Consider the following 15,139-nt stretch of genomic DNA (forward strand, 5'->3'; position numbering starts at 1 on the left):
GGCAGACCTCGGGGGCGTGAGGGGGTGAGGGGGTCGCATATGACGGTACGTTCCGGCCTTCGGCCCGGACAAGGCGCGACCGTTGCGCGCCGGAGGATGATTCATTGCGCGTCGGGGGCCCTCGACGGTGATTCGTTGCGTGGCGTTGACGTGGCCCTTACGCCTCGGGGTGTACCCGAGGGCCCGCTCCCCCGCCGTACGGCGGAGGCGGTCCCTCCTCGGGTGCGATGCGGCGGGCCCGGCAGCGGCGGGAAGCTGAGTGTGCCCGGAGGAACCGGGCGCCGCGCAGCACGACCGCTTCGGAGGACCCGCAATGAACCGTCCCGCCCTCTCCCGCCCCCGTACCCGCACCCTGGCGCTGGCCGCGGCCCTGCTGATCGGCGCGGGCGCCGCCGGGTCGGCGGTCGCCTCCGACAACGGGGCCGGGCCGGACGCGCCGCGCGAGGCGGCCGCCCTGACGGGCACGGCCAAGCTCTACCGCCCGGCCGGTGACGACATCACCTTCTCCTTCGACGCGCATCTGGCGGCGAAGGACAACAAGGACCCGGAGAAGGCGTTCGGCACCTTCAGCTTCCGGCACGTCTTCCCGGACGGCCGGACCGGTACGGCCAAGGCGAAGGTCGACTGCCTGATCACCGGCGGCAAGGTCGCGGTGGTGACGGGGATCGTCACCGAGAGCGACACCCCGTTCAAGGGCAAGCGCGTCGGTGTCTCGGTCAACGACCAGGGCACACACGACCGGCTCGGCTACAGCTGGATCGGCTCGGAGGACGAGGCGACCAAGAAGCTGCCGAAGTGCATGAGCGCCGCCCCCTTCGAGAAGGTCAAGGCGGGCACGGGCGACTTCCACGTGCTGCCGTGGCAGGTCCCGTACAACTAGGACCTGTCCGGCGGATCCGGTCAGGCGGGCGAGCCCGACGAGAACCGCCTGAGCAGCGGAGAGAGCACCAGGACGGACTTCGTCCGCTCCACGTACGGCTCGCCCGCGATCCGTTCGAGGACCCGCTCGAAGTGGCGCATGTCCGAGGCGAAGACCTGGACGATCGCGTCCGCCTCACCGGTGACGGTGGAGGCGGACGCGACCTCGGGGTACCGCTCCAGGCCGCGCCTGATGGCGTCGGGCGAGGTGTTGCGGCGGCAGTAGATCTCGATGAAGCCCTCGGTCTCCCAGCCGAGCGCCGCGGGGTCCACCCGGACGGTGAATCCGGTGATGGCCCCCTCGGCGCGCAGCCGGTCCACGCGCCGCTTCACGGCGGGCGCGGACAAGCCGATCAGCGAGCCGATGTCGGCGTAGGAGCGGCGGGCGTCTTCAGCGAGCGCGTGGACGATGCGCTCGTCGAGGTCATTGAGTCGCACTGCGGGTGGATCACTTCTCTGCGGATGCGGTCTCCGTGGCCGTGGCCAGTCGGGAGCGGCGGATGCCGTATCCGAAGTAGATCACGAGACCGACGGCCATCCAGACTCCGAACACGGTCCAGGTGGACGTACCGAGGCCCTTCATCATGTAGATGCAGAAGAAGAAGCCGAGGATCGGGCAGACCCAGCCGAGCGGGGCGCGGAAGCTGCGCGGCATGTCCGGGCGGGTCTTGCGCAGGACGATGACGGCCACGTTGACCAGCGCGAAGGCGAAGAGCGTGCCGATGCTGGTGGCGTCGACGAGGTCGCCGAGCGGGATGGCCGCGGCGAGCACACCGCAGAAGAGCGACACGATGACCGTGTTGGCGCGGGGGGTGCCGGTCTTCGGGTTGACCTTGCCGAAGACCTTGGGGACCAGGCCGTCGCGGGACATCGAGAACAGGATGCGGGTCTGGCCGTACAGCACGGTCAGCACCACGCTGGCGATGGAGATGACGGCACCGGCGGCGAGCAGCGTGCCCCAGAAGGTCTGGCCGCTGACGTCGTTCATGATCGCGGCGAGGGTCGCCTCGCTGCCCTCGAAGGTGCTCCACTTGCGGGCGCCCACGGCGACGGCGGCGACCAGGACGTACAGCGCGGTGACGATGATCAGCGAGAGCATGATCGCGCGCGGCAGGTCGCGCTGCGGGTTCTTGGCCTCCTCACCGGCGGTGGAGGCGGCGTCGAAGCCGATGTAGGAGAAGAAGAGCGAGGAGCCCGCGGCGCTGACACCGGCCATGCCCAGCGGCATGAAGTCGGAGTAGTTGCCGGACTTGAAGCCCATGATGCCGATCGAGCAGAAGAGCACCAGGGTGACGATCTTCACCGCGACCATGATGGTGTTCGCGCGGGCCGACTCGCGGGCGCCGCCGAGCAGGAACACCATCGCGAGCAGCACGACGATCAGCGCGGGCAGGTTGAATATCCCGCCGTCGCCGGGCGGCGCGGAGAGCGCGTCCGGGATGGTGACGCCGATGGTCCCGTCCAGGAGCTCGTTGAGGTACTGGCCCCAGCCCACGGCCACGGCCGCGACCGAGACGCCGTACTCCAGGATCAGACACCAGCCGCAGATCCAGGCGACGAGTTCGCCCAGCGTTGCGTACGCGTACGAGTACGAGGAGCCCGCGACGGGGATGGAGCCCGCCAACTCGGCGTAGGAGAGCGCGGAGAACAGCGCGGTGAGTCCGGCGAGGACGAACGACAGGGTGACCGCCGGTCCGGCCTCGGGAACGGCCTCGCCCAGGACGACGAAGATCCCGGTGCCGAGCGTGGCGCCGATGCTGATCATCGTCAGCTGCCACATGCCGAGGGTGCGGCGCAGAGTGCCGCCCTCGCCCTTGCCACCCTCGGCGACCAGCAGTTCTACCGGCTTGCGGCGCAACAGCGGGTTGCCGGGCCGCCGACCCCCGTCGACCGGTGCTGCTGCGGTGGGGGGCGCTGTGCCGTGGTCCAACACTTCAGTGGGCTCCTTGTCGCTGCCTTCGGAAGCCGACGACCGCGACGGTCCGGCCCTTCCCGCACGAAGGGGAAATCCGGGCATGACTGAGCACACCGTGGCCGGTACCGCCGAGCAGGCGGTCGCCGCCACTCCACGTATCGCGAGAAGAGTAAAGGGTTCCGCTTCCCGCTCGTAATGCAGCAACCTTGCGCATCGGCGAATGATCATTGCGCACAAGGGCGACGGATGGGTGTTTGTTGCGCATCAGCGTTCGATCCGTGCGTGAACGGTGCGCGCGGCCCCTGCGCGGCGGGGTAGGAGTGAGGTCCCCGACACCCCTCCCGGCCCGCTCGGGCACCCCGCGATCGGAGGCACCGATGACCTGGCTGGACCCGGATCCGTTTCTGCGCGGAGTGGCATGGCGGGACGCGAGGGGCCGGCCGGTGCGCGCCGACCCCGACGACCTGGCCCGGCTGCCCTGGGACACGGCGGAACGAGCCGGGCTGCCGATCGGGGTGCGGCTCGAATTCGCTGCTGACGGCGCGTCGGCCGTGGAGATCCGCTACCGCGCCGAGGTGCCCGCGCCCACCGAGAGGATGCGCGCGCTCGCCCACACCTTCGCACTCTGGGCGGACGGCCGCCGCGTCCACGAGACGGCCGTGGCACCGGCCGAGGAGGCGGTGGCCGTACTCCGACTCCCGCCCGGCGGCGGCCCGTTCACGGTCCATCCGCCGCAGGACCGCTCGCCCCGGATCCTCGCCGTGCGCGGGGTCGGCGGCACGCTCGCGCCCGCGCCGCGCGGGCCGCGCTGGCTGGTACACGGCGACTCGATCACCGAGGGCTGGTGGTCGACGCGCCCCGCCCACGCCTGGCCCGCCGCGGCCGGGCGCACGCTCGGCCTGGACACCGTCAACCTTGGTTACGCGGGTGCCGCGCGCGGCGAACTCGCCACCGCCGAACAGCTCGCGTCCCTGCCCGCCGACGTCCTGACCCTGGCGTTCGGCACCAACTGCTGGTCGGGCGTGCCGAGTTCGGCGCCGCTGCTGTACGAGACGACGCGCGCGTTCCTCACCCTGGTGCGCCGGGGCCACCCGCACACCCCGCTCCTACTGCTCTCCCCGCTACTGCGTCCGGCCGCCGAACGGACACCGAACGCCCTGGGCGCCACCCTGAGCGCCCTGCGCGCCGCGATGGAGGCGGCGGCCCAGGACCGCGCCACAGACGGCGACAGCCACCTTCACGTGCTTCCTGGCCGGAACCTGCTGACCGAGGCCGACCTGGCAGACGGCCTGCACCCGAACGACGGAGGCCACGAGAAGATCGCGGGGGCGGTGGCAGAAACCCTGAGGCCCCACATATAAGAAGGGTCGCCCCCCGCGCGTGGCGCGGGGGGCGACCCTTCTTGGGGGCGCGGGGCTGTGACATCGTGCGGCTCCGCCGCGTGGGCGCGACCAGCCACAACCGGCCCGCAGACGAAACACTGCCCCAGGAGCGCTAGCTCCAGCTGGCGTGCAGCGGCTTGCCCTCGGCGTAACCGGCGGCGGACTGGATCCCCACGACCGCCTTCTCCTCGAACTCGGCCAGCGAGCTCGCACCCGCGTAGGTGCAGGAGGAGCGGACGCCCGCGATGATCGAGTCGATCAGGTCCTCCACGCCCGGCCGGGTCGGGTCGAGGAACATCCGCGACGTGGAGATGCCCTCCTCGAACAGCGCCTTGCGGGCCCGGTCGTACGCGGACTCGTCGCTCGTGCGGTTGCGGACGGCGCGGGCCGAGGCCATGCCGAACGACTCCTTGTACAGACGCCCGTCGGCGGTCTGCTGGAGGTCGCCCGGGGACTCGTACGTACCGGCGAACCAGGAGCCGATCATGACGTTGGAGGCACCGGCGGCGAGCGCCATGGCGACGTCGCGCGGGTGGCGCACACCACCGTCGGCCCACACGTGCTTGCCGAACTTCTTCGCCTCGGCGGCGCACTCCAGGACGGCGGAGAACTGCGGGCGGCCCACGCCCGTCATCATCCGGGTGGTGCACATGGCGCCGGGGCCCACACCGACCTTGATGATGTCGGCGCCGGCCTCGATGAGGTCGCGCACGCCCTCGGCGGCGACGATGTTGCCCGCGACGATCGGGACCTTCGGGTCGAGGCCGCGGACGGCCTTGATCGCGGCGATCATCGACTCCTGGTGGCCGTGCGCGGTGTCCACGACGATCGTGTCCGCACCGGCGTCGAGGAGCTGCTTGGCCTTGCCCGCCACGTCGCCGTTGATGCCGACGGCGGCGGCGATGCGCAGCTTGCCGCCGGCGTCGGTCGCCGGGGTGTACAGGGTCGCGCGCAGGGCGCCCTTGCGGGTCAGGATGCCGGCCAGGCGGCCGTCCTTGTCCACGGCCGGGGCGTAGCGGCGGTTGGCGTTGTCGAGCTTGGTGAACGCCTCGCCCGGGTCGATGTCCGCGTCGAGCAGCAGCAGGTCCTTGGACATGACCTCGGAGAGCTGCGTGAAGCGGTCGACGCCGGTCAGGTCCTCGTCGGTGACGACGCCGACCGGGCGCCCCTCGGCGTCGACGACGACACCGGCGTTGTGGGCGCGCTTGGGCAGCAGCGCGAGCGCGTCGGCGACGGTCTGGCCGGGGGCGAGGACGATCGGGGTGTCGAGCACATGGTGACGCGTCTTGACCCAGGTGATGACGTCGGTGACGACCTCGATCGGAATGTCCTGCGGGATGACGACGATACCGCCGCGGCGCGCCACGGTCTCGGCCATCCGCCGTCCCGCGATCGCCGTCATGTTGGCGACGACGAGCGGGATCGTGGTGCCGGAGCCGTCGGGCGAGGCCAGGTCGACGCCCTGGCGGGAGCCCACCGCGGAGCGGCTGGGGACCATGAACACATCGTCGTACGTCAGGTCGTACGGCGGCTTGATGTCATTGAGGAAACGCACGTGCAGAACATCCCAGTCGATCGGAGTGACCCCAGGCATTTCAGCCGGGGCTAAACGCACGTACTTCATTGTCCCATGTTCGGGTGATTGCGCCGCCCGGGCCGATCATCCAGGGCTTGGACGACCCGCTGGTGGGATCACACGAAGGCGCCGAGCGCGAGCACCACGGCGAGGGTGCCGCCGTCGCCGCTGACCGCCGCCTCGTCCAGCACGTCCCGCGCGGTCTCCCACTCGTCGGGCCGCGCCGCCGCGTACCCCTGCCAGCGCCGCACCACCAGGAGCCGGCCGGGGTCGGCCGGGCCCCAGTCGGGGTCGCCCAGGCAGTCGGCGAGGGCGTCCCAGTTGCGCCCGAACCACTCCGGCAGGCGCAGCGCACGGGCGCAGCGGTCCATAAAACCGGCCTTGTCGGTGACCCCGGCGAGGTCGAGCACGTCGACCTGCCAGCCGGTGGCCCTCACGGCGTCGAACGGGTCGGCCGTCATCGCAGCACCGCCTTGAACGTCTTGTAGTGGTCGCCGGTGTAGTAGATCTCGCCGCTCTGCCCGGTGACCAGGCGCCGGGCGCCCCGGTCGCGCGACTTCGGGGTGTTGACCGTGTACTCGTGGTAGTAGCCGCGCTTCTGCTGCGGCAGGGCCTTCTCGAAGTTCCCGAAGACCGTGCCGTCCTTGGCGTACGGGAACGGGCCGCCCTGGTCGATCAGCTTCAATGTCTGCCGCGCCTCGGGCGGCAGCTGGGAGGCGCGGACGGTGGCCCTGCCCTTGGCCCAGCCGGGTGTGGCGGCGGCGCTGGAGGCGGTGGCCCCGGACGGCTCCGCGTCCTTCTTCGACGCGCCCGCGCACCCCGTGAGCAGGAGCGCCAGGCACGCGAGCAGGACGGCGACGGTCGTTCGGACGGACCTGGTGAGCATGGGCCGATGCTGCCACCCAGAGCCTGCGGACGCGAACGCGCCGGGTGACGATGGGGCCATGCTCCTCGCCGATGTGGCCACCACCTCCCGGGAGATCACGGCGACCTCCTCCCGTACGGAGAAGTCCGCCCTGCTCGCCGCGCTGTTCCGCGAGACCGCGCCGGACGAGGCCCCGCTGGTGGTCACCTATCTCGCCGGACGGCTGCCGCAGCGCCGCACGGGGCTCGGCTGGAGCACGCTCAAGGACCGCCCGCCGCCCGCCGCGAGCCCCGCCCTGACGGTCCAGGAGGTGGACGCGGCGCTCGACCGGATCGCGGCCCTGTCGGGCAAGGGCGCCGGGAGCGAGCGCAAGCGGCTCGCCCGTGAGCTGATGGCCGCCGCCACCGACGAGGAGCAGCGTTTCCTCTTCGGCCTGATCACCGGTGAGGTCCGGCAGGGCGCGCTCGACGCGGCCGCCGTGGAGGGGCTCGCCGAGGCGGCCGGCGCCCCGGCGGCGGACGTGCGGCGCGCGGTGATGCTCGGCGGTTCGCTGGGGACGGTGGCCGCGGCGCTCCTCGGCGGCGGCGCCGGGGCGCTGGCCGCCTTCCGGCTGGACGTGGGCCGGCCGGTGCTGCCGATGCTGGCGCAGACCGCCAAGGACGTGGACGAGGCGCTGGAGCGGCTGGGCCCGTGCGCGGTGGAGGAGAAGCTGGACGGCATCCGGGTGCAGGTGCACCGCGACGGCGACGAGGTGCGGGTCTTCACCCGTACGCTGGACGAGATCACCGGACGGCTGCCCGAAGTGGTGGCCGCCGCCGGGGAGTTGACGGCGGAGCGGGCGATCCTCGACGGCGAGGTGATCGCGCTCGACCAGGAGGGGCGGCCCCGGCAGTTCCAGGACATCGCGGGCCGGGTCGGCTCACGGCTGGATGTGACCGGCGCACAGGACAGGTTGCCGCTGTTTCCGGTCTTTTTCGATCTGCTCTCGGTGGACGGCCGCGATCTGCTCGACCTCTCCGTACGGGAGCGGAGCGCCGAGCTCGTCCGGGTGGCGCCCGGGCCGCGCCGGGTGCGGCGGGTGACGGTGGAGGACCCGGACGATCCCGAACAGCGCGCCGCGGCACGGGAGTTCGCGGCCCTGACGCTGGAGCGCGGCCACGAGGGCGTGGTGGTGAAGGCGCTGGACTCGGCGTACAGCGCGGGCCGCAGGGGCGCCTCCTGGCTCAAGGTCAAGCCGGTGCACACCCTCGACCTGGTGGTGCTCGCGGCCGAGTGGGGCCACGGCCGGCGCACCGGCACGCTCTCCAATCTGCACCTCGGCGCCCGCCGCCCGGACGGCTCGTTCGCCATGCTGGGCAAGACCTTCAAGGGGCTCACCGACGCGCTGCTCGCCTGGCAGACCGAGCGGCTGAGGGAACTGGCGGTGGCCGAGGAGCCGTGGGGCGTGCGGGTGCGGCCGGAACTCGTCGTAGAGATCGCCTTCGACGGGGTGCAGAGATCGTCGCGCTACCCGGAGGGGGTGACACTGAGGTTCGCGCGGGTAGTGCGCTACCGCGAGGACAAGAGCGCCTCGGAGGCGGACACGGTCGCCACGGTGAAGGCACTGGGCGGCGGGAGGGACTGAACAAGTGCGGTCGGAGCAGGTGCGGGAGCGGGTACAGCGGGCCCGGCAGGAGGCGGCGCGACTCGCCGCCGAGGGGGTGCGCGCGGTGGCGCTGACCTCGGTCGACAACGCGGGCATCGCCCGTGTGAAGGCGGTGCCCGCGGCCCGCCTCCCCTCGGCCGTGGAGCGCGGGGTCGGCATGTCGCCGTGCTTCGACGCCTTCCTGGTGGACGACTCGGCCACCTCCAGCCGCTACAGCGGCGGCCCGGACGGCGATCTGCGGCTCTTCCCCGATCTGGACCGGCTGACCGTGCTCGCCGGGCAGCCGGGCTGGGCCTGGGCCCCGGTCGACCGCTACGACCAGCAGGGCGGTGAACACCCGGGCTGCCAGCGGCTGTTCGCCCGGCGGATGACGCGCCGGGCCGCCGAGCGGGGCCTCTCGCTGCGGATGGGCTTCGAGACGGAGTGGACGGTCTCGCCCTCCCTCGAAGGCCCGGCCTACGGGATGGCGCGCATCGTGGAGCGGTCGGCGTATCTGGGTGATGTGCTCGGCGCACTCGTGGAGCAGGGCGTGGAGGTGCTCCAGATCCACCCCGAGTACACCGAGGGCCAGTTCGAGGTGTCGGTGGCCCCCACCGATCCGGTGGGGGCGGCGGATCTGGCGGTGCTGGTGCGCGAGACGATCCGCGCGGTCTCGGTACGCCACGGGCTCACCCCGTTCTTCGGCCCGGTCGTCACAGCGGGCGGCGTCGGCAACGGCGCCCACCTCCACCTCAGCCTCTGGCAGGACGACCGGAACCTGTGCGGCGGAGGGGACGGCCGGTTCGCCATGACGGCCGACGGCGAGTCGTTCCTCGCGGGCGTCCTGGCGGCCCTGCCCGCCCTCCTCGCCGTCGGCGCCCCCTCCCCCGCCAGCTACCTCCGCCTGGAACCTTCCCGCTGGGCCGGCGCGTTCCAGTGCTGGGGGCTGGAGAACCGGGAGGCCGCCCTCCGCTTCATCGCCGGCCCGCCCGACGACCCGGACACCGCCAACGCCGAGGTCAAGTGCTTCGACCCGGCCGCCAATCCGTACCTGGCGGTGGGTGCGGTGATCGCGGCCGGTCTCGCGGGCCTCGACGCCAAGGCGATGCTGCCCGACCCGGTCGCGGGCGACCCTGCGGTGGTCGGCGGCCGTCCCCGGCTCCCCGCCTCCCTGCCCGAGGCACTGCGCCACTTCACCGCCTCCGAGGTCCTGCGCGAGGCGATGGGCGACCCGCTCTTCGAGGCGTTCGCGGCGGTCCGCAAGGCGGAGTCGGCCCTGTTCGAGGGCAAATCCGCGCAGGAGATCGCGGACGCGACGCGGGGAAGGTACTGAGGTGACGGGACAGGAGGGGGCGGCGGGCGCGCCCGGGAGCGCGGCGGTCGAGGCACCCCCGGGCACCCTGCTCGACCACCACTGTCACGGCGTGCTGCGCACCGACCCCGGCCCGGCCGCCTTCGAGGCGTTCCTGACCGAGGCCGACGGTCCCGCCGCGCCCGGGACCAGCTTCTTCGACACCCAGCTCGGCTTCGCGGTGCGCCGCTGGTGCCCGCCGCTGCTCGGCCTGGAGCCGCACTGCACGCCGGAGCGCTATCTGGCCCGGCGCCACGAGCTCGGCGCCCGCGAGGCGACCCGGCTGCTGCTGCGGGGCAGCGGCATCGGCGCGTACGTCATGGACACCGGCCTCCCCGGGGACATCACCGGGCCCGACGAGCTCGCCGAGCTGAGCGGCGCCCCCGTCCACGAGATCGTGCGCCTGGAGCGGCTGGCCGAGCTCGCCGCCGACACGACCCGGGACGCGGACACGTTCCTGGCGGAGCTGGCGGCGGGGATCCGCTCGGCGGCGACCACGGCCGTGGGCTTCAAGTCGGTGGCCGCCTACCGGTACGGGCTCGACCTCGCCCCCGAGCCGCCCGCGCTCCACGAGGTGCGCGACGCGGCGGCGAATTGGCTGAAAAAACGGCCGAAGGACGACCGTCTCAAGGATCCGGTCCTGCTGCGCCATCTGCTGTGGTCGGCGGTGGCCACCCGGCTCCCGCTCCAGCTGCACACCGGCTTCGGCGACCCGGACCTACGGCTGCACCGCTGCGACCCGCTGCTCCTGACCGACTTCATCCGGGCCACCCGCCGCTCCGGCACCCCGCTGATCCTGCTGCACGGCTACCCGTACCACCGCAACGCCGCCTACCTCGCCCACGTGTATCCGCATGTGTACGCGGACATGGGGCTCACCCTCAGCCACACGGGCGCCCGGGCCGGTGCCGTACTGGCCGAGATGCTGGAGCTCACCCCGTTCGGCAAGCTCCTCTTCTCCACCGACGCCTACGGCCTGCCCGAGCTGTACGTGGTGGGAGCCCGCCTCTTCAAGGAGGGCCTGGACGAGCTGCTGGGGACCTGGACGGCGTCGGGCGCGTGGTCGCACACGGACGCGGACAGGGTGGCGGAGCTGTTGGGGAGCAAGAACGCCGAGCGGGTCTACGCAACCCCCCAGCCAGGAGGTGCCTAAGGGGCGCGGGGAACTGCGCGACCAGCCACAGCGGACCGGCAGCCGAGAGGGGGCCCAGGGCGAAGCCCCGGAAAGGGCCCGACACCGACAGGGGGCTCAGTCCCCGTCGGGGTCGGCCCGATCCAGCGCGGGCCGAGGCTGCGCACCGGTCTCGTGCAGCAGGAAGTCCGCCGCGGCGGTATCCGTCACCAAACTGGTGACAAGGCCGGACCGCAGCACCGCATCGATCGCGGAAGCCTTCCGCTGCCCCCCGGCGATCGCGACGACCTCCGGAATCCGCCGCAGCCGGTCCGCCTCGACGGTGATGCACCGCTCCCCGAGGTCCCGGCCGACCCGTCGGCCGTCCGCGTCGAAGAGGTGCGCGGACATCTCGGCCGCGACGCCGAGCGAGGCGTAGTGCGCCCGCTCCTCGTCGGTGAGCATGTCGTGCACCGTGGAGATGCCCGGCTCCCACGAGCCGATGGAGACGGCCGCGACCGTCACCTTGTCGAAGTACTCGAAGGCCCGCGCGATCCCGGTCTGGTTGCGCAGCGCGGCCGCGGTGGCCGCGTCCGGCAGCAGCATCGGCGCGTAGATGGGGTGGGCGTCACCGCCGGAGACCTGGGCGGCGCGCCGTACGGCCTCCACCGAGCCGCGCTCGGCCGTGCCCGCGTCGTACACCCCGGTGAGCTGCACGACCGTGCACGGCGGCAGCCGGTCGAGGGCCGCGGCCATGTGGATGGTGGACCGGCCCCAGGCCAGGCCGAGGACGTCGCCCTCGCTGACCAGCTCGCCGAGCAGATCCGCGGCGACCTCGCCCAGGTTCTCGGGGTCGGGCGACGACTCGTCCTCGCCGGCCTCGGGGGACTCGACGACGACGGCGTGCCGCAGCCCGTACCGGGCGCGCAGCGCGTCCGAGCGCTCCGCGTCCAGCTCCGCCGGGACGCGGATCTCGATCCGCACCAGGTCGCGCTCAAGGGCGGTCTCCAGGACCCGGGCCACCTTGAAGCGGCTGACGCCGAACTCCTCGGCGATCTGGATCTTGGACTTGCCCTCCAGATAGAAGCGGCGGGCCATGGCCGCCGCCTGCACCAGCTCCGCGGGTCCCATCCGCAGGGCTGACCGACCCGCCGACATTGCAGACACCGCGATCTCCTCACTGCTGTTCACACTCTGGACTCGCTGTTCATCCTGTCAGATCCAACGGTCCTTGATCAGCCCCGTAGGGCCGCGTTCACCGAGCCGTGGCTCAGTGGCCGCATGCCCATGGGGCGCTCGCCGTGCTCCGTTCCGCCATGGAGCGCAGGGTACGCACCGCGTCGGCGGGGTCCTTCGCTCCGTATACGGCCGACCCGGCCACGAACACGTCCGCGCCCGCCTCCGCGCACCGCTCGATGGTCGTCGCGGAGACCCCGCCGTCCACCTGGAGCCACAGTTCGAGGCCGTGCTTGGAGATCAGCTCCCGGGTGCGGCGGATCTTCGGCAGCATCACGTCCAGGAAGGGCTGACCGCCGAAACCGGGCTCCACGGTCATGATGAGCAGCATGTCCAGCTCGGGCAGCAGGTCCTCGTACGGCTCGATGGGCGTCGCGGGCCTGAGCGCCATCGACGCCCGCGCCCCCTTGGCCCGGATCTCCCGCGCGAGCCGCACCGGCGCGGCGGCGGCCTCCGCGTGGAAGGTGACCGATCCGGCCCCCGCCTCGACGTACTGCGGGGCCCACCGATCGGGGTCCTCGATCATCAGATGGCAGTCCAGCGGGGTCTCCGTCGCCCGGCGCAGGGATTCCACGACCGGCAGGCCGAGCGTGAGGTTCGGCACGAAGTGGTTGTCCATGACGTCCACGTGCAGCCAGTCGGCGCCCTCGACGGCCTTGGCCTCTTCGGCGAGCCGCGCGAAGTCGGCGGAGAGAATGCTGGGGTTGATCTGAGCCATGCCCCAAGCCTGCCATGCCTCGCACCACTTGCCTGCCACGGTACGGATTCGAGGCCCCCGGGACACGAGACCTACGTCTCTCCTACGACTCGCCGGACCGGGAGACTCCATGTAATCCTGATGTTTCAGGCCATTTCGGGAGCGGCACCCCGCGCCGTCCGCGGGCCCATGGGGGACGTGATGTCCGACCCGCGCACTCACCCTGACCAGAGCGAGGAACACCCCGCGGCGACCGGGCAGGGACCCGGCCCCCGCGGAGTCGCGTGGCTCGTCTGCGGACGGCGCACCAAATGGCTGGTGCTCGTCCTCTGGCTGATCGTGGTCGCGGTCGCCTTCCCGCTCGCCCAGAAGCTCACCGACGCCCAGGACAACGACGCCACCTCGTGGCTGCCCGGCAGCGCCGAGTCCACCCAAGTCTTCAACTCCGCCAAGGCGTTCAGGCCGGAGGAGATCCCGGCGATCGTCGTCTACGCGCGCGACGGCGGCCTCACCCTCGCCGACAAGCAGAAGATCGGCGCCGACGCCAGCGCGATGCGCGGGATGAGCGCGGACGGGATCCAGGGCGCCCGCGTCCAGGGCCCGCAGTTCGACCCCGGCGCCACCGCCGCGCAGATCCTCGTGCCGATCAAGATGGACAAGAACGGCTGGAACCACATCGCGGACGCCGCGGACCGGCTGCGCGACCAGTCGGGCACCAGCGACAGCGGGCTCCAGGTGCACATCACCGGCCCGGGCGGCACCTCGGCCGACTTCGCCAAGGCCTTCTCCGGCATCGACTCCACCCTGCTCTTCTCGGCGCTCGCGGTGGTCGTGGTGATGCTTCTCATCACGTACCGCAGTCCCACGCTGATCCTGGTGCCGGTGATCTCCGTGGTCTGGGCGCTCTCCGCCGCGCAGGCGCTGATCTATCTGCTGGCCCGGCACGCGGGCCTGACCGTCAACGGCCAGAGCGCCGGCATCCTCACCGTGCTGGTCTTCGGCGCGGGCACCGACTACGCGCTGCTGCTCGTCTCCCGCTACCGCGAGGAGCTGCGCCGCCACGAGGACCGCCACGAGGCGATGGCGCTCGCCCTGCACCGGGCCGGGCCCGCGGTCCTCGCCAGCGGCGCCACGGTCGTCCTCGGCATGCTGGTCCTGATGGTGGCCGAGATGAACTCCACCAAGGGCCTCGGCCCGGTCGCGGCCATCGGCGTCGCGGTCGCGCTGCTCGCCATGCTCACGCTGTTCCCGGCGCTCCTGGTGATCTTCGGCCGCTGGATCTTCTGGCCGGCCAAGCCCGTCTTCGGCTCCCCCGACCCGACCGCGCGCGGGGTCTGGGCCCACACCGGCCGCCGTATCGCCACCCGTCCCCGTACGGTCTGGGTGACGACCGCCGTGGTGCTCGCGGCGTGCTCGCTCGGCCTGCTCCAGCTGAAGGCGAACGGCCTGAGCAACGCGGACTCGTTCACCGGCAGACCGGACTCGATCGTGGGCGCGGAGGTGCAGGCGAAGCACTTCCCGGCGGGCAGCGGCGATCCCCTGGTGATCATCACGGCGGCCGACAAGGCGGCGGAGGTGCGCCGGGCCGTCGCGGCCACCGACGGCGTGGTGCCCGCCTCGATCGGGGTGCCACCGGGCACCGCGGCCGAGCACGACGGCGAGGTCCTGATCGAAGCCACGATGACCGCGAGCCCGGACAGCGCCGCCGCGCACGCGACCGTCGAGCGGGTGCGGGACGCGGTCCACGCGGTGCCCGGCGCCCATGCCCGGGTGGGCGGCGGTACGGCCGCGGTCCTGGACATGGAGAAGGCCACCACGCACGACAACAAGCTGGTCATCCCGCTGGTGCTGCTGGTGGTGCTGTGCGTCCTGGGGATCCTGCTGCGGGCACTGGTCGCACCGCTGCTGCTGATCGCGACGGTCGTGCTGTCGTTCGCGGCGGCGCTCGGCATCAGCGCGCTCGCCTTCCGCCATCTCTTCGACTACGCGGGCGAGTCCACCGACTTCCCGCTCTTCGTCTTCGTCTTCCTGGTGGCCCTGGGCATCGACTACAACATCTTCCTGTCCACCCGCATCCGCGAGGAGGCGGCCCGCCAGGGCACCCGCCGGGGTGTCGTGACCGGCCTCGCCGCCACCGGCGCGGTGATCACCTCGGCGGGCCTCGTCCTGGCGGGCACCTTCGCGGTGCTCGGCACCCTGCCGATGGTGGCGTTCGCCGAGATCGGCTTCGCGGTGGCGCTGGGCGTCCTGCTGGACACCTTCATCGTCCGCTCGATCCTGGTGACGTCGCTGTTCCTGGACGTGGGGCGGCGGGTGTGGTGGCCGCACCGGCTGTCGCGCGACCCGGAGGAGGGCCCGGCGGCGGTACCGGCGGGGGCCGGACCACCGACCGACTGAGGGCGAGCGGGGACACCCTCAACGAACCAGGACGTCCCCGACCAACCGGAAAGGGCCCGGAGTCGAC

The 15,139-nt window shown here is 72.3% G+C and carries 13 protein-coding genes; 6 read left to right on the plus strand and 7 right to left on the minus strand.

Annotation, left to right across the window (positions count from 1 at the left end):
* Window positions 1–313 precede the first annotated feature (313 nt).
* Entirely contained in the window at window positions 314–880 is a 567-nt protein-coding gene (locus OG965_RS09660) for a Repetin (protein WP_371651159.1), read from the plus strand.
* 20 nt (window positions 881–900) lie between these two features.
* Here the strand turns inward: OG965_RS09660 and OG965_RS09665 are convergent, their stop codons facing one another.
* Both OG965_RS09665 and OG965_RS09670 read right to left on the minus strand, forming a co-directional pair.
* The gene (locus tag OG965_RS09665) at window positions 901–1,356 is read right to left on the minus strand and encodes an Lrp/AsnC family transcriptional regulator (protein ID WP_101387350.1); all 456 of its coding nucleotides are present in this window, start codon (window positions 1,354–1,356) and stop codon (window positions 901–903) included.
* A 10-nt stretch (window positions 1,357–1,366) separates the two neighbouring features.
* Complete coding sequence (locus OG965_RS09670; protein WP_371651161.1) at window positions 1,367–2,851, minus strand: amino acid permease; 1,485 nt, start codon at window positions 2,849–2,851, stop codon at window positions 1,367–1,369.
* Between the two features lie 359 nt (window positions 2,852–3,210).
* Between OG965_RS09670 and OG965_RS09675 the strand changes: the two genes are divergently transcribed.
* The gene (locus tag OG965_RS09675) at window positions 3,211–4,194 is read left to right on the plus strand and encodes a GDSL-type esterase/lipase family protein (RefSeq protein ID WP_371651163.1); all 984 of its coding nucleotides are present in this window, start codon (window positions 3,211–3,213) and stop codon (window positions 4,192–4,194) included.
* Between the two features lie 133 nt (window positions 4,195–4,327).
* On the opposite strand, the gene OG965_RS09680 is transcribed toward OG965_RS09675, so the two are convergent.
* The 3 genes from OG965_RS09680 to OG965_RS09690 form a co-directional block, all read right to left on the minus strand.
* Window positions 4,328–5,770, minus strand: a complete 1,443-nt coding sequence (locus tag OG965_RS09680; protein ID WP_371651165.1) for a GuaB1 family IMP dehydrogenase-related protein — start codon at window positions 5,768–5,770, stop codon at window positions 4,328–4,330.
* A gap of 137 nt (window positions 5,771–5,907) precedes the next feature.
* On the minus strand, window positions 5,908–6,252 hold the full coding sequence (locus tag OG965_RS09685) for a barstar family protein (protein ID WP_371651167.1): 345 nt from the start codon (window positions 6,250–6,252) through the stop codon (window positions 5,908–5,910).
* On the minus strand, window positions 6,249–6,677 hold the full coding sequence (locus OG965_RS09690; protein WP_371651169.1) for a ribonuclease domain-containing protein: 429 nt from the start codon (window positions 6,675–6,677) through the stop codon (window positions 6,249–6,251). The genes OG965_RS09685 and OG965_RS09690 overlap by 4 nt, the downstream gene beginning before the upstream one ends.
* A 58-nt stretch (window positions 6,678–6,735) precedes the next feature.
* Between OG965_RS09690 and OG965_RS09695 the strand changes: the two genes are divergently transcribed.
* The 3 genes from OG965_RS09695 to OG965_RS09705 are packed head-to-tail and all read left to right on the plus strand — an operon-like array spanning window position 6,736 to window position 10,784.
* Complete coding sequence (locus OG965_RS09695; protein WP_371651171.1) at window positions 6,736–8,280, plus strand: ATP-dependent DNA ligase; 1,545 nt, start codon at window positions 6,736–6,738, stop codon at window positions 8,278–8,280.
* A 4-nt stretch (window positions 8,281–8,284) separates the two neighbouring features.
* Window positions 8,285–9,613, plus strand: a complete 1,329-nt coding sequence (locus OG965_RS09700; RefSeq protein WP_371651173.1) for a glutamine synthetase — start codon at window positions 8,285–8,287, stop codon at window positions 9,611–9,613.
* 1 nt (window position 9,614) lies between these two features.
* Window positions 9,615–10,784 carry an amidohydrolase family protein gene (locus tag OG965_RS09705; protein ID WP_371651175.1) on the plus strand — a complete coding sequence of 390 codons (1,170 nt, stop codon included), beginning with the start codon at window positions 9,615–9,617 and terminating at the stop codon, window positions 10,782–10,784.
* Window positions 10,785–10,880: 96 nt separating this feature from the next.
* On the opposite strand, the gene OG965_RS09710 is transcribed toward OG965_RS09705, so the two are convergent.
* Both OG965_RS09710 and rpe read right to left on the minus strand, forming a co-directional pair.
* Window positions 10,881–11,933, minus strand: coding sequence for a sugar-binding transcriptional regulator (locus OG965_RS09710; protein ID WP_371651177.1), 1,053 nt, complete (start codon window positions 11,931–11,933; stop codon window positions 10,881–10,883).
* Between the two features lie 79 nt (window positions 11,934–12,012).
* Window positions 12,013–12,696: a ribulose-phosphate 3-epimerase gene (gene rpe, locus OG965_RS09715; RefSeq protein WP_371651179.1), complete on the minus strand. Its 684-nt coding sequence runs from the start codon at window positions 12,694–12,696 to the stop codon at window positions 12,013–12,015.
* A gap of 180 nt (window positions 12,697–12,876) precedes the next feature.
* On the opposite strand from rpe, the gene OG965_RS09720 reads away from it, so the two are divergent.
* Window positions 12,877–15,072, plus strand: a complete 2,196-nt coding sequence (locus tag OG965_RS09720) for an MMPL family transporter (RefSeq protein WP_371651181.1) — start codon at window positions 12,877–12,879, stop codon at window positions 15,070–15,072.
* Window positions 15,073–15,139: the final 67 nt, after the last annotated feature.

This window comes from Streptomyces sp. NBC_00224 (genome assembly GCF_041435195.1).
Taxonomy (GTDB): Bacteria; Actinomycetota; Actinomycetes; order Streptomycetales; family Streptomycetaceae; genus Streptomyces.